The 13994-nt window shown below is 69.8% G+C and carries 13 protein-coding genes and 4 pseudogenes; 1 reads left to right on the forward strand and 16 read right to left on the reverse strand.

The genetic code is table 11. From position 1 onward, the window contains the following. The 16 genes and pseudogenes from GJ633_RS01060 to mce form a co-directional block, all read right to left on the reverse strand. On the reverse strand, positions 1-178 hold a 178-nt coding region (locus GJ633_RS01060; RefSeq protein WP_255470486.1), incomplete at its 3' end, for an isocitrate/isopropylmalate family dehydrogenase. Further along, positions 179-880, reverse strand: a complete 702-nt coding sequence (leuD, locus tag GJ633_RS01065) for a 3-isopropylmalate dehydratase small subunit (RefSeq protein WP_156586437.1) — start codon at positions 878-880, stop codon at positions 179-181. Then, on the reverse strand, positions 877-2298 hold the full coding sequence (leuC, locus tag GJ633_RS01070) for a 3-isopropylmalate dehydratase large subunit (RefSeq protein ID WP_156586438.1): 1422 nt from the start codon (positions 2296-2298) through the stop codon (positions 877-879). Before leuC ends, leuD begins: the two co-directional genes overlap by 4 nt. Before the next feature lie 70 nt (positions 2299-2368). After that, entirely contained in the window at positions 2369-3433 is a 1065-nt protein-coding gene (ilvC, locus tag GJ633_RS01075) for a ketol-acid reductoisomerase (RefSeq protein ID WP_156586440.1), read from the reverse strand. Positions 3434-3453: 20 nt separating this feature from the next. Continuing rightward, positions 3454-4134, reverse strand: a complete 681-nt coding sequence (ilvN, locus tag GJ633_RS01080) for an acetolactate synthase small subunit (protein WP_156586442.1) — start codon at positions 4132-4134, stop codon at positions 3454-3456. Beyond that, positions 4131-5953, reverse strand: a pseudogene (ilvB, locus tag GJ633_RS01085) (biosynthetic-type acetolactate synthase large subunit). Before ilvB ends, ilvN begins: the two are co-directional and overlap by 4 nt. Before the next feature lie 307 nt (positions 5954-6260). Beyond that, a pseudogene (locus GJ633_RS01090) lies at positions 6261-7420 on the reverse strand (LeuA family protein). 178 nt (positions 7421-7598) lie between these two features. Then, positions 7599-8151 (reverse strand): annotated as a pseudogene (locus GJ633_RS01100) (Zn-ribbon domain-containing OB-fold protein). Continuing rightward, positions 8148-9314 (reverse strand): annotated as a pseudogene (locus GJ633_RS01105) (thiolase domain-containing protein). The pseudogenes GJ633_RS01100 and GJ633_RS01105 overlap by 4 nt, the downstream one beginning before the upstream one ends. A 57-nt stretch (positions 9315-9371) precedes the next feature. Next, complete coding sequence (locus GJ633_RS01110; protein WP_156586449.1) at positions 9372-10124, reverse strand: proteasome assembly chaperone family protein; 753 nt, start codon at positions 10122-10124, stop codon at positions 9372-9374. 172 nt (positions 10125-10296) lie between these two features. Continuing rightward, entirely contained in the window at positions 10297-10476 is a 180-nt protein-coding gene (locus GJ633_RS01115; protein WP_321168846.1) for an RNA-protein complex protein Nop10, read from the reverse strand. Positions 10477-10513: 37 nt separating this feature from the next. Further along, positions 10514-11314 carry a translation initiation factor IF-2 subunit alpha gene (locus tag GJ633_RS01120; protein WP_156586452.1) on the reverse strand — a complete coding sequence of 267 codons (801 nt, stop codon included), beginning with the start codon at positions 11312-11314 and terminating at the stop codon, positions 10514-10516. Between the two features lie 18 nt (positions 11315-11332). Next, positions 11333-11506, reverse strand: a complete 174-nt coding sequence (locus GJ633_RS01125) for a 30S ribosomal protein S27e (protein ID WP_156586455.1) — start codon at positions 11504-11506, stop codon at positions 11333-11335. Between the two features lie 2 nt (positions 11507-11508). After that, positions 11509-11790 (reverse strand): 50S ribosomal protein L44e, encoded by a 282-nt coding sequence (locus GJ633_RS01130; protein ID WP_156586457.1) that lies wholly within the window; start codon positions 11788-11790, stop codon positions 11509-11511. 112 nt (positions 11791-11902) lie between these two features. Further along, the gene (locus GJ633_RS01135; protein WP_321168847.1) at positions 11903-12622 is read right to left on the reverse strand and encodes a cyclase family protein; all 720 of its coding nucleotides are present in this window, start codon (positions 12620-12622) and stop codon (positions 11903-11905) included. Positions 12623-12627: 5 nt separating this feature from the next. Continuing rightward, a complete protein-coding gene (mce, locus tag GJ633_RS01140; protein ID WP_156586459.1) occupies positions 12628-13014 on the reverse strand; it encodes a methylmalonyl-CoA epimerase in 387 nt (128 codons plus the stop codon). A 126-nt stretch (positions 13015-13140) separates the two neighbouring features. On the opposite strand from mce, the gene GJ633_RS01145 reads away from it, so the two are divergent. Beyond that, complete coding sequence (locus GJ633_RS01145; RefSeq protein ID WP_321168848.1) at positions 13141-13944, forward strand: formate/nitrite transporter family protein; 804 nt, start codon at positions 13141-13143, stop codon at positions 13942-13944. The last annotated feature ends 50 nt before the right edge of the window (positions 13945-13994 follow it).

Below are 13994 nucleotides of genomic sequence, written 5' to 3' on the forward strand. Positions count from 1 at the left end.
CGACGCGCTCGTAGGTCGCCGCCGGCAGCGCGTCGCCGGTCGCCGCTTGCACCGCGTCTCCCGCCTCGGCTTCGACGAACTCGAAGGCGATATCGAACGCCCGGAGGACGTCGACGGCGGCGGGAACCACCTCTCGACCGATGCCGTCGCCCTCGATGACGACTACCTCCTCGGTCATTCAGTCGTCCCCCGCCGCGCCCGCTGCGTCGTCGTCGGCCGGAATGTGCTCGTCGGGGACGTACGGCAGCGAGCGCGCGGTCGCCTTCACGGCGTCTCTGTTCGCGCCCATCAGCGCCGTCGTGTCCCAGACGCCCTCGACCAGCGCCTTTCGCTGGGCCTCGCTGACGTCGGCGTCGATCGTCTCGCCGTCGTAGGTCACCGTCTCGCCCTCGACGTCGAGGTCGATCTCGGCGTCGGGGTTCTCCTCGACGAAGTCCTGTAACGCCTCGATCGCGTCGGCGTCGGCGGTGACCGTCGGGATCCCCAACGCGAGACAGTTACCGGCGAAGATCTCCGCGAACGACTCGCCGACGATCGCGTCGATCCCCCACCGCATCAGCGCCTGGGGGGCGTGCTCGCGCGAGGAGCCGCACCCGAAGTTGGCGTTGACGACTAAGACGTTCGCGCCCCGGTACTGCTCCTCGTTGAACGGGTGGTCCTTCTCCTCGTCCTCGTCGTCGAACCGCTGGTCGAAGAAGGCGAACTGCCCGAGCCCGTCGAAGGTGACGACCTTCATGAACCGCGCCGGGATGATCTGGTCGGTGTCGATGTCGTTCCCGCGGACCGGAATTCCGGTTCCCGAGACCTCGGTCACCCGTTCCGCCGGCGCCTCGCCGTCCGCGAAGCCGTCGTGGTCGATCTCGGCGTCGGATCCGCTCATGCGACGGTCACCTCCTTCATCTCGCGAACGTCGGTGACCGCGCCGGTCACCGCCGCAGCGGCGACCATGATCGGACTCATCAGCACGGTCCGCCCGTCTTTCGACCCCTGCCGGCCGACGAAGTTCCGGTTCGAAGAGGAGGCGCTCGCCTCGTCGCCCTGGAGCTGGTCGTCGTTCATCCCGAGACACATCGAACAGCCGGGGTCCCGCCAGTCGAACCCCGCCTCCCGGAACACCTCGTCGAGGCCCTCGGCCTCCGCGGCCTCCTGGACGCGCTGGCTCCCGGGGACGACCATCGCGCGGACGTCCTCGTCGACCTCGCGACCCTTCACGAACGCCGCGGCCTCTCGCAGGTCCTTCAGGCGAGCGTTCGTACACGATCCGAGGAAGGCCACGTCGATGTCGTAGCCCTCCATCGTGTCACCGGGCTCGACGCGCATGTGCTCCTGGGCCCGGCGCGCGGTGTCGCGTTTATCCTCGGGCAGGTCGTCGGGGTGGGGGATCTCCTCGGTGATGCCGATCCCCTGGCCCGGCGTGGTGCCCCAGGTGACGACGGGCTCGATCGCCGAGCCGTCGATCGTGACGACGTCGTCGTACGCCGCGTCGTCGTCCGAGGCGATCGACTCCCAGTAGGGTTTGAGCTCCGCGAACTTCTCGGGGTCGTCCGCGAAGGCGTCCGTCTCCCGCAGCCACTCGTAGGTCGTCTCGTCCGGGTTGACGTACCCCGCGCGCGCGCCGCCCTCGATGGACATGTTACAGATGGACATCCGGCCCTCCATGCCGAGGTCCTCGATCGCCTCGCCGGCGTACTCGTACACGTAGCCGACGCCGCCGTCGGTGCCGAGCCGCCGGATGATGGTGAGGATGACGTCCTTGGCGGTGACGCCCTCGCCGAGCTCGCCGGTGACCTCGATCTTCCGGACCTTCTGTTTCTCCATGGCGACGCAGCCGGTCGCCAGCACGTCGCGGATCTGCGAGGTGCCGATCCCGAAGGCCAACGCGCCGAACGCGCCGTGCGTCGAGGTGTGCGAGTCGCCACAGACGATCGTCATCCCGGGCTGGGTGAGCCCCTGTTCCGGCCCGATGACGTGGACGATCCCCTGGTTTCCCGAGTCGGGGTCGGAAAACTCGATCCCCGACTCGCGAACGTTCTCCTCCAGCTCGGCCATCATGTTCTCGGCGGCGTCGTCCGCGTACGGTCGGTCGCGGTTCCCGGTCGGGACGATGTGATCGACCGTCGCGTGCGTTCGTTCGGGGAACGCGACCTCGCGGTCGCGCTCTCTCAACATTCCGAACGCCTGCGGGCTCGTCACCTCGTGGATGAGGTGGAGGCCGACGAACAGCTGGTCCTGGCCCGTCGGCAGTTCGGTCACCTTGTGTCGGTCCCACACCTTGTCGTACAGAGTTCCGTCGCTCATCGGTGGTCACCCGTGGTCGGCCCCGTCACGTCCGCCGCGTCGGCGTCGAACGCGACCGCAGCTACGCCCATCAGATCGACACCTCCTCCGTTGTCTCTTCTTCGCCCTCGGTCTCCTCGTCGTTCTGCCACGCGAACAGGCCGCGCAGCTCCTCGCCGACGGCCTCGATCTCGTGGTTCTTCTCCGCCGTGCGGAGCTGCGTGTAGGAGGGCCGGCCGGCCTGGTTCTCCGCGATCCACTCGCGGGCGAAGGTCCCGTCCTGGACCTTCTCTAAGACGTCCTCCATGTTCTCGCGGGCGTGCTCGTCCACGACGACGTCGCCCTTCGTGAGCCCGCCGTACTCGGCCGTGTCGGAGACGGAGTCCCACATCTCGCCGAGTCCGCCCTCGTACATCAGGTCGACGATGAGCTTCAGCTCGTTGAGACACTCGAAGTACGCCATCTCCGGGGAGTACCCGGCGTCGACGAGCGTCTCGTAGCCCTGTTTCACCAGCGAGGTGACGCCGCCACAGAGGACGGCCTGCTCGCCGAACAGGTCGGTCTCGGTCTCCTCGCGGAACGACGTCTCGACGACGCCGGCGCGGGTACAGCCGATCGCGGCCGCGTACGCCAGCCCCTCCTCGTGAGCCTCGCCGGTCGCGTCCTGGTACACCGCCAGCAGGCCGGGCGTCCCCTCGTCGTTCTCGTAGTTGCGGCGGACGAGGTGACCCGGCGACTTCGGCGCGACCATCGTCACGTCGACGTCCTCGGGCGGCTGGATCTGGTTGTAGTGGATGTTGAACCCGTGGGCGAACTGCAGCGTGTCTCCCGCCTCCATGTTCGGTTCGATGGCGTGTTCGTACACGTCGGGCTGGACGGTGTCCGGAACCAGCACGCTCACGATGTCCGCCTCCGCGACCGCCTCGGCGGGCGTCTCGACCCGGAGCCCGTCGCTCTCGGCGGCGGCACGCGAGGAGCTGTTCTCGCGGAGCCCGACGACCACGTCGACGCCGCTGTCGTTGAGGTTCTGCGCGTGTGCGTGCCCCTGCGAGCCGTATCCGAGTACGGCCACGGTCTTGTGCGCGATCGCCTCGCCGTCGGCGTCGTCGTCGGTGTATACGGTCGAATCGAACGTCTGCATGGTTTCTTCGGTCATATATTGGTGGTCTCGGTGTGTCAGTCGTCGTGTCTGGTCGGTTCGCCGGCCGTTCCGGGTTTCTCTCCGGGCGCGGTCGGGGTGTCGCCGCGCGCGAGCGCGGTCTGTCCCGTGCGTGCGATCTCGATGATGCCGAACTGCTTGAACGCGTCGAGCGCGTCGTCGATCCGCTCCTCGTCGCCGGTGAGCTGGACCGTTATCGTCCGCGGACCCGCGTCGAGCGTCCGCCCGTCGTACATCTCCGTGACCGCGTGGACGGCGGCGGGGTCGTCCGCCTCGACTTTCAGCAGGACGAGCTCCGCGGTGACGGCGTCACCGGAGACCTCGCCGACGGAGATAACGGGTTTCAGCTTCGCCATCTGCTTTTCGATCTGGTCGATGCCGGGGTCGGTCTCCTCGACGACCATCGTGATCCGCGAGTGGCCCTCGACCGTCGTCGGCCCGACGGTGAGGCTCTCGATGTTGAACTGCCGCCTGGAGACGAGCCCGGAGACGCGCGCGAGCACGCCCGGTTCGTCCTCGACGAGCGCGGAGATGACGGCCCGGCGCGACTCGTGTTCCGCCTCGACGACGGGGTCGATGCGGATCCCCTCCAGGTTCCGTCGGCCCTCCGGGTGCGGCCGCTCCTCGGGCGCGGGCTGGGAGCCGGCCGGCGGCTCGGCGTCGGCGGCGGAGTCGGTGACGGGCGAGTCCCCGCTCATAGCTGGTCCTCCGCGGTGGCGAACTTGCCGTTCGCGCCGCCGCTCGGCACCATCGGCAGCACGTTCTCCGCGGGGTCGACGTGGAAATCGATCACCGCGGGGCCGTCGTACCCGAGCGCCTCCTCGATTGCGGGCGCGACCTCGTCGTAGTCGTCGACGCGGAGCCCGAGCGCGCCGAACGCCTCGGCGAGCTTGTCGAACTCGGGCATCCAGCTGTACTCCGAGGCCATGTGACGCCCCTCGTAGAAGGCGTCCTGCCACTGGCGGACCATGCCGATGTACTCGTTGTTGAGCACGGCGATCGTGAGGTCGAGGTTCTCCCGGACCGCCACCGACAGCTCCTGCATCGTCATCAGGAAGGAGCCGTCGCCGTCGAAACAGACGACGTCGCGGTCGGGCTCGCCCATCGCGTCGGCCGCGACCCGGGCACCCACCGCGGCGGGCACGCCGTAGCCCATGGTGCCGAGGCCGTGCGAGGAGACCCACGTCCGCGGCTCCGTGTACGTCCAGAACTGCGAGGCCCACATCTGGTGTTGGCCGACGCCGGTCGTCACGATCGTGTCGTCGTCGGTCGCCTCGTCGAACGCCTCGACGACGAACTGGGGCTTCAGCGGCTCGTCCTCCGGCGTCGCGTACGTGAGCGGGTACGTCTCCTTCCACTCCGCACACTGCTCGCGCCACGCCTCGGCGTCCGGCGCCTCGCGGACCGCCGCGGTCAGCTGGTCGAGGACGCGCCCCGCGTCGCCGATCAGCGGGTAGTCCGCGTGGACGTTCTTCGATATCTCCGCCGGGTCGATGTCGATGTGGATGACTTCGGCCTCGGGCGCGAACGTGTCGATCCCGCCGGTCAGCCGGTCGTCGAACCGGGTGCCGACCGCGATCAGGCAGTCGGTGTGGGTGATCGCCATGTTGGCGTAGCCGGTGCCGTGCATCCCGGCCCACGAGAGACAGAGGTCGTCGTCCTCCGGGAACGATCCGATGCCCGGCATCGTAGTCGTCACCGGGATCCCGTACGTTCGCGCGAAGGTGCGTGCGGCCTCGCTCGCCTCGGCTTTGATCACGCCGCCGCCGAACAGACACAGCGGGCGCTCGGCCTCCTCGACCGCGCGGGCCGCCTCCTCGACCGCGTCGGGATCGGCGTTCGGGTCCGGGTCGGACCCGGGCGGCGGCGACGCCGGCCCGGGCGCCGCCGCGGTGTCGTCCTGCGTGACGTCCTTCGGGAGGTCGACGAGCGTCGGCCCGGGCCGCCCCGAACGCGACAGCTCGAACGCCTCGCCGACGGTGTCGCCGACGGTGTCGGCCGCGCCGGCGAAGTAGTTGTGCTTCGTGATCGGGCGCGTCACGCCGATCGTGTCGGTCTCTTGGAACGCGTCGTTGCCGACGAACTCCGTCGGGACCTGCCCGGTCAGCGCGAGGACCGCGTCGGAGTCCATGTCGCGTCGGCGATCCCGGTGACGAGGTTCGTCGCGCCGGGACCGGACGTCGCCATACAGAGGCCCGGCTCGCCGGTGACGACGCCGTAGGCGTCGGCCGCGTGGGCCGCCCCCTGCTCGTGGGCCATCGTCACGTGGCGGATCGACGAGTCGTACAGCGCGTCGTAGACGGGCATGATCGCGCCGCCCTGCACGCCGAAGGCGGTCTCTGCGCCCGCGGCCTCCAGCGCGGCGACGACCGACTCCGCGCCGGTCGAGACCGGGGTCGTCGACTCGCCGGTCGGTGCTTCGGCGTCGGCCGCGTCTGCGTCGGTCGCGTCTGCGTCGGCCGACGCGTCCGGTTCCTCGGGGTCGTCCTCTCGCGGCGGTGCTGCTGTGTCGCTCATTGTCGTGGTGGGGTTCGGTGGTACATCTCGCGGGTGTGAGACTGGGTCGGTGCGAACGCCGACCGCGCGGACCGGGACCGGCCCGTCCGCTGGCGTTGGTCGGTGCGCCGTGTGGGTGAGGAAGGTGTAGTATAGGGGATTATACCCCTACAATACGCGGCGCGACGGCTCGGGTGACGTCGAACGCCGTCCGAACCACGGGATGCCGTCGCATCTCGACCGGAGCAACGCGGTCGAGGTATAAATTCCTGTCGGGAGACGCCGAGCGGCAGCCGCTCGGCGGGCTCCCCGGTCGGGGAGGCGGCCATCAGATCCGGACCTCCTCCTCGCGGTCGACGCCGGCCTCCTCGGCGAAGCGCTCGACGTCGCCGGCGGTCACCTGCCGCTTGCCGGCGCCGTACTCCTTGACGCGCTTCGTGATCCGTCGGACCTCGCTGTCGGTCGGATCGAAGCCGGCCTCGACCAGGTGCTTGCGCACGCTGTGGGTGCCGGTGTGTTTGCCCAGCACGAACTCGCGCTCGGCGCCGACCATCTCCGGGGTCATCACGCCGGTCTCGAACGTGTCGGCGTTCTCGATGACGCCGGCGGCGTGGATACCCGACTCGTGAGCGAACGCGTTCCGGCCGGTGATTGGCTTGTTCGCGGGCACCGGGATGTCCGAGGCCTCCTCGACGATCCGGGCCAGCTTCGTGATCTGGGTGGTGTCGATGCCCGTGTCGACGCCGTACACCGACTCGACGGCCATCACGACCTCTTCGTAGGCGGCGTTTCCGGCGCGCTCGCCGATCCCGTTGACCGACACCTGCGCCTGCTCCGCGCCGTTCTCGAAGCCCATGATCGCGTTCGCGGCGGCCATCCCGAAGTCGTCGTGGGTGTGGACGTCGACGCGCGCGTCCGTCGCCTCGACGACCGCCTTCACGGTCTCGCCGAAGCTCGTCGGCATCCCGACGCCGCAGGTGTCCGGGATGTTGATCCAGTCGGTCCCCGCGTCGCTCACCGCCTCGACGATGTCGATCAGGTACGCCGGGTCCGTCCGGGTGGCGTCCATCGGCGAGAACATGCACTCGACGCCGGCGTCTTTCACCTGCTCGACGGCGTCGACGGCGCGCTCTTTCGCCTCCTCGCGGGTCGCGTGCATCGAGTCCTCCAGCTGGACGTCGCTGGTGGAGACGAACACGTGGACCATCTCGCGCCCGAGTCGATGGCGGCGTCGATGTCGCCCTCGACGACGCGGGCGAGCCCGCAGACGGTGGTGTCCGTCGCGGCGGCGATATCGCTCACGGCCTCGAACTCCGCGTCCGAGTTCACCGGGAACCCCGCCTCGATGACGTGGGTGTCCATGTCGTCCAGCGTCGCCGCTATGCGGCGTTTCTCGTCGTAGCTAAACGAAGTCCGTGGTGACTGTTCTCCGTCGCGCAGGGTCGTGTCGAAGATCCGTACCGGACCGATTTCGACGTTAGAAGCTATCGTGCCCTGGAAGAACTCGATCCGCCGGGGTGTCCGACGAAGCCTCCGTGATGTCTGTCATCGGCTGACGAGAGGACAGTCGAGAACTTAACCCTTGTGGCTTTCACGAAATACCCCCCTTGGATGCGGACGCCCATCCGGCGTTGACGACGCAACCGTCCCGACACTGGGCGGACGATCAGTCGCGCACCGGGCGCACGACCACGAGTCGCTCGCCGTCCGTCTCCCGCCTGCCGACCCCGATCGTCACCCCGTCGCCGACGGCGACGGACGGGAGTTCGCCGACGTCCGGATCGTCCGCGTCGCCGTCGTCTGCGGCGTCCTCACTGCCCGTGTCGTCGTCTGTGCCGCCGGCGTCACCCGTTTCGTCCCCCGCGGTCGTCACTCCGAACCACGCCGGTGACCCGGGTCGGGCCGGCGTCGACGACGGCGGTGACGTAGGGGGCGTCGTCCGCGAACTGCGGAGAGGGCACGTGGACGACGGTGAACGTCTCGACGGTCCCCGCGTCGGAGAGCGGTTCGCGGGCGAGCGTCGTCGACCCGCACTCCGGACAGACCCGTCGCGGCGGCAGCGACCCGTGTCCCGACGGACAGACGAGCGCGTACCCGTCGCCCGCCTCGATCGCGTCGAGCCACTCGTCGTACCCGGCGGTGCGGGGGTCGTCTTCGGCGTCCGCGTCGTCCTCCGTCGCATCCACGTTTTCCGTCGCTTCCCCGTTGCGGTCGGTCATTCGGCCACCTCCAGCACGTGGACGACGGCGCTCGCGACGGTCCCGCCCGCGTTGTGCGCGACGCCCACCTCGGCGTCGGCGACGTGCTCGCTGTTCGGGTGGTCGCCGCGGAGGATCCGCGTCAGCTCCGCGATCTGCGAGCCGCCGGTCGCGCCGACCGGGTGGCCCTTCGCCTTCAGCCCGCCCGAGAGGTTCACGGGAAGGTCGCCGTCGGCGGTCGTGAGCCCGTCGCGCGCGGCCGCAATCCCCTCGCCGCGGTCGGCGAGTCCCAGCGACTCGACCGCGAGCACCTCCGCGATGGTGAAACAGTCGTGGACCTCGGCCACGTCGACGTCGGCGGCCTCCACCCCGGCGGCCGCGTAGGCGGCGTCCGCGGCGTCGTCCGCGGCGGGCGTGCGCGCGAGGTGCGCGCGGTCGGCGAGCGCCAGTCGGTCGGTCCTCTGGCCGACGCCCGTCACCGCGACCGGGGCGTCGAGGTCGTGTGCAGTGGCGTACTCCTCGGAGACCAACACCAGGCGCTCGCGCCGTCCGTGATCGGACAGGCGTCGTAGAGGTGCAGCGGCTCCGCGACCGGCGGCGCGTCGAGCGCCTCGTCGACGGACACCTCCCGGCGGTACTGGGCGTACTCGTTCGGAACCGCGTTCGCGTGGTTCTTCGCGGCGACGTGCGCGAGGTCCTCGCGCCCCCCCGCCGTACGCCTCGAAGTACGCCCGCGCCATCAGCGCGTACGCGCCGGGGAACGTGACGCCCGCCCGGACCTCGAAGAGGTCGTCGGCGGCGATGGCGAGCCCCTCGGTGACCTCGTCGGTCGGGAGGTTCGTCATCCGTTCCATCCCGCCGGCGAGGACGACGTCCGCGTCGCCCGCTCGGACGGTCCGGACCGCCTCGCGCACCGCGACCCCGGCGGACGCACACGCCGACTCGTAGCGGGTCGCCGGACACCGGACGCCCGCGGCCTCCGCCATCAGCGGCGCCTGGTGGCCCTGGTGCTCCGCGAGCGCGCCCATGAAGTTCCCGTAGTTCAGCGCTTCGACGTCCTCGCGGGCGACGCCGGCGTCCTCGAACGCCCGCAGCGCGGCCGTCGCGAAGAGGTCACGCCCCGCGCGGTCCGGGTGGCTCCCGAAGCGCGTGAGTCCGACCCCGGCGACGCGTACGTCGGTCATGCGAGAACGATGGGCTCGAACCGGTTTATCGATACCGACGCGCGGCCCGCGGTCGCCTCACCCGATGTACCGCAGATCGTCGTCGGGCACCGCCGGGCCGTCCTGCATCTCCTGGATCTTACCGACGACCTCCTCCATCTCCTCGGCGCGCTCCTCGAGGCTCTCGTAGTCGAGTTCGAACTCGAGGACGTCGGTCAGCACTTCGAGCACCGCGCGCGCGCTCTTCGGGTCGACGAGGTAGCCGCTCGTCTCGCCCATCAGGCAGGCGGCGTCGAACCCGCGACGGGCGCCGAGCCCGAGCACGAGCCCGGAGACGCCCACGATCCCGCCGGCCGGCTCGTCCGGGCGGAACTCCACGTCCGCGTCTTCGAGCGCGTCGACGAGGTCCTCGTCCGAGACCGCGCCGAGGACCGTGTACTCCTCGACGAGCTCGCCCGTGGGCACGCCGCCGAGCGCGAACGCCCGCTCCGCGCCGAACTCCTCGGCGACGTCGAGGAACGTCGAGGTGAGCCGGTAGTGTCCCGCGTTCGAGCCCGCCTGGTGGTCGCCGGTCAACACCAGCAGGTCGGCGCCGTCCGTCTCGACCGCGTGGAACGCCGCGTAGGTCAGCTCCGCGACGCCGTCCTCGTCCACGTTCACCTGCGGCGGGAACTCGGTCGCGTACACGCGGCGGACCAGCTCGCCGTCGAACTCCTCTAACAGGTACTCGGCCGCGAGCTTCCCCACGTGGCCGACGCCGGGCAACCCCTCGATGAGCACCGGGTCGTCCAGCTCCGGCGTCGCCACCGCGTCGATCTCGATGTCGTCCATACTGCGTCCCTGCGGGCGGCGGTCACAAGAGGGTGGCTATTCCGAATTCCGAATTCCGAATCCGGGGAGGCGACGGGGGTCCGTCGAACCCGTCACGCTCGTCGCGTCTGTCACGCCCGTTGAGTCCGTTATCGCTCTGTCGAGTCCGGATCTGCGACTCCGTCACCGGCCCTTACTGATCCCGACGGCGGGCGCGTCGTCGGTACTCGCCGTACGGGTCCTCGGGACTGAAGGGCGCGGGCGCGCTGTTGTCTGTCGGGCCGTCGCACTCGGGGCAGCGGTCGCCGAGGGTGTACACCGGCCGGTCGTGGGTCGACTCCCAGTTCGCGCAGACGCGGATGTCGGATTTCACGGGGAACGTAAAGCGTGGTGGCGGTGACGGTGGCGCGTTACTCGTCTGCTTCGCGTCGCTCGCGGTGGAACGCGCCGGTGCCGCCGGCGGCCTCGATGGCCTCGCGGGCGCGGTCGGCCGCGGCTTCGAGCTGGTCCTCGGCCGTCTTGTAGTCGGGCGCACGGACCTTGATCCGGTACTCGGGCGAGCCGACGTAGCCGACCTCGAGGTCGACGCCGTCCGGGACCTCACCGTTACCCTCGGCCGCTTCGAGCGCCGCCCGCACGTCGTCGACGCCGTCGGGGGCCGCGGACGCTAAGTCGACGTAGCCGGTCACGTCGACGTACGGGACCGAGACGTTCTCGCGGGCGGTCGAGACGATCGCCTCGGCCGTCTCCGCGTCGACGTCGACGTCTTCGAGCGCCTCGTCGCCGCGTATCGCGGCCGACTCGAAGGCGTCGTAGAGGGTGTCGTACTCGGCCAGGAGCGCGTTCGCGACCGCGGTGTAGCGGTCGTCGTCGACGTCCTCGCCGAGCGCGATCAGCATCCAGTTGTCCGCCTTCTGCGTGTTCTTCCACGTCTGGATCGTCTCCTTGCGCTGGTGCTCGTTGACGTCTTTGATCGAGAGGTCGATCTGGTTCGAGGACTCGTCGACCTCGAGCACCTTCGCGACGACCGTCTGTCCCTCGCGGACGTGGTCGCGGACGTTCTTGATCCAGCCGGCGGCGACCTCGCTGACGTGACAGAGGCCGCGCTTGTCCTCGTACTCCTTGAGGTCGACGAAGACGCCGAAGTCGGCGATCTCGTCGACCTCGCCGACCACCAGCTCGCCGGGTTCGGGCCAGCCGCTGTACTTCATGGCGGGGTGACGAGGCGGTTACCGCGCCTCAACGGTTTCGACTATCTCGCCGTGGAGCTCGGCCTCGCCGCCGGTGGGGGTCGCGAGCGTCGTGCCACAGACCGCACACGACACCCTCGAGGAGGCCTTGCCGAAGACGACCTGTTCGTTCTCGCAGTCGCCGCAGGCGACGCGGTGGAAGCTTCCCGCCATGCTCACTCCTGGAACGTGAGCCGGCCGGCGCGCCAGCCCTCGCGCATGTGGGCCTTGCCGCAGTCGCCACAGCGGTACTTCAGGTGGGTCTTCTTCGTCGGCTTGTCACCGCCGGGCACCTTCGAGTACCCGCCGGCGTTGCCGATGACAGACGTCGCGCGGCGCTGCTGGCGCGCGTCGCGTTTCATCCCCGTGGCTCGGCCCGTCCGGACCTTCTCCACCTCGTGTTCCTGGTGAGAGTCGCAGTGGGGACAGTACGTGTTGAAACGGCGTGGCATTTCCATGGATATCGACCTTGGTGCGCGGTTCGTCGCCGACGCTTAAAACGGGTTTGGTCTGACTCGCGGCCGGCGTCGCCGGGCGACGCGACCGACGACGACCGGACCGACCCGCCGCTCATCCCTCCCATTCGGCGACCGCCCGGACCGGCGATCCGTCGCCGCCGCGCAGCCGAAGCGGGAAGGCGTACAGCCGGAACCGCGACGGGAGCCCGTCGAGTCCCCGGAGGTTCTCGACGATCGGGAGCCCCGCCGCGAGCAGCGCGTCGTGAGCGGGCGTGCCCGTCGGTTCGTCGTCGGCCGCGGACGGTGCGTTCGGCGCGGAGGGGGCGTCCGACGTGAAGTCCGTCGAAGGGGGCGTCGGCTCCGACGGGGAGGGCGTCGGGTCCGGCCCGAAGGTATCGAGCCCGACTCCGACGCCGGCCGCGCGGCAGCGTTCGGACGCTTCCTCGGTCAGGTACGGGTGGTCGCGGTACCGGTCGGTCCCCCAGTGAGCCTCCCACCCAGTGCGGACGACGAGGAGGTCGAGGGCGTCGTCGATCCCGTCCGGGGCCGGCAGGTTCGACGCCGCGATCGGCTCTCGCGGCGCCAGCGGTCGCAGGTCGACCAGCCGCGCGTCGAACGCGAACGACCCGACCGGGCGGTCGTCGATCGTGTCCCCGTCCGGGAGGGTGTGTCTGGGCGCGTCGACGTGCGTTCCCGCGTGGGTACCGAGCCGGAGCTCGCTCGTCGCGTACCCGTCCGCCTCGTGGGTCGCGTCGGGAGTCAGCGTCGCCTCCGGGTCGCCGGGATAGGTGGGCATGCCCGTCTCGATCGGGTGCGAGAGGTCGCGGAACACGGCTCTCAGTGCTCGACGAACTCCACGAGCACGCCGCCGGTCGAGCGGGGGTGGAGGAACGCGACGTCGTGCCCCCACGCGCCGGGACGCGGCTCCTCGTCGACGAGGTCGACGTCGCGGTCGCGGGCGCGGTCGAGCGCGGCGGGAAGGTCGTCGGTCGCGAGCGCGACGTGGTGGATCCCGGCCCCCTCGCGGTCGAGGTAGTCGGCGATGGTCCCACCGGCGACCGGTTCGAGCAGCTCGAAGTACCTTCCTTCGTCGAGTTCGAGGAAGACGATCCGCATCCCGTCGAACGTCTCCTCGTGAGGGATCGTCGCGCCCAGCAGGCCGCAGAACCGGTCCGCGAGGTCCGCGGCGTCGCGCGTGGCGACGCCGACGTGGTCGAAGCGCATGCGCGGGTCACTCTCCGCGGAGTACTTAAAAGACGCTCCACGGCGCGTTGAAAAGACGCCGCGGCTGGTCGTCGCGACCCAAAGGTTTGGGTGCCGGCCGCCGCACGGTTCGGTCGGAGACGACCCGTGACCGACAGACTAAGCGGCTCGGCTACGGAACAGACGTCCTCACAGACGATCCTCGAGTCGATACTCGACAGCGCGCTCCACGAGATGAACCGCGAGCGGTCCGGGCTGCTGCTCTCGGGGCTGTCGGCGGGGCTCGACATCGGATTCGGCCCGTTGATGATGGGCGTGGTGTTGACGCTCTCGCCTCAAGGATTCGGCGACCTCACGACGGAGCTGTTGCTCGCGAGCGTCTACTCGATCGGGTTCATGTTCGTGATCCTCGGCCGCTCGGAGCTGTTCACCGAACACACCACGCTGGCCGTGATCCCGGTCCTCGACGGACAGGCGTCGCTCGGGCAGCTCGGTCGGCTCTGGGGGCTGGTGTACGTCGGGAACCTCGTCGGCGGACTCGTGTTCACCCTGCTCACGATCCTGTTGATGCCCGAGCTCGGGGTCATCTCGCCGACGGCGTTCGAGACGATCGCGATGAAACTCGTCTCACACGACCTGCCGTGGCTGTTCGTCGGCGGCCTCTTCGCCGGCTGGCTGATGGGGCTTTTGGCGTGGCTGATCACGGCGGCGCAGGAGACGACGAGCCGGCTGATCCTCGTGTGGGTCGTCACCGGGACTATCGGGCTCCTCCACCTCCCGCACTCCATCGCCGGCAACGTCGAGGTGCTCTTCGGGCTGTTCGTGTCGCCGGCGATCTCGCTCGCCGACTACGTCGGCTTCCTCGCGCTGGCGACCGTCGGCAACGCGTTCGGCGGCGCGATATTCGTCGCGCTGCTGAAGTACGGCCACGTCGTGCGCGGCGCGAACTGAGACGTCACCCGCGATCGCTGTTCACGGCGGCTGCGACCGGCTCGTGATTC

This window comes from Halorubrum sp. CBA1125 (assembly GCF_009742825.1).
In the GTDB taxonomy this organism is placed as follows: domain Archaea; phylum Halobacteriota; class Halobacteria; order Halobacteriales; family Haloferacaceae; genus Halorubrum.

Coding starts and splice junctions, on each gene's coding strand:
- leuD (WP_156586437.1), bottom strand. CDS start 880: ATGAGCGGATCCGACGCCGAGATCGACCACGACGGCTTCGCGGACGGC.
- leuC (WP_156586438.1), bottom strand. CDS start 2,298: ATGAGCGACGGAACTCTGTACGACAAGGTGTGGGACCGACACAAGGTG.
- ilvC (WP_156586440.1), bottom strand. CDS start 3,433: ATGACCGAAGAAACCATGCAGACGTTCGATTCGACCGTATACACCGAC.
- ilvN (WP_156586442.1), bottom strand. CDS start 4,134: ATGAGCGGGGACTCGCCCGTCACCGACTCCGCCGCCGACGCCGAGCCG.
- GJ633_RS01110 (WP_156586449.1), bottom strand. CDS start 10,124: ATGGACGACATCGAGATCGACGCGGTGGCGACGCCGGAGCTGGACGAC.
- GJ633_RS01120 (WP_156586452.1), bottom strand. CDS start 11,314: ATGAAGTACAGCGGCTGGCCCGAACCCGGCGAGCTGGTGGTCGGCGAG.
- GJ633_RS01125 (WP_156586455.1), bottom strand. CDS start 11,506: ATGGCGGGAAGCTTCCACCGCGTCGCCTGCGGCGACTGCGAGAACGAA.
- GJ633_RS01130 (WP_156586457.1), bottom strand. CDS start 11,790: ATGGAAATGCCACGCCGTTTCAACACGTACTGTCCCCACTGCGACTCT.
- mce (WP_156586459.1), bottom strand. CDS start 13,014: ATGCGCTTCGACCACGTCGGCGTCGCCACGCGCGACGCCGCGGACCTC.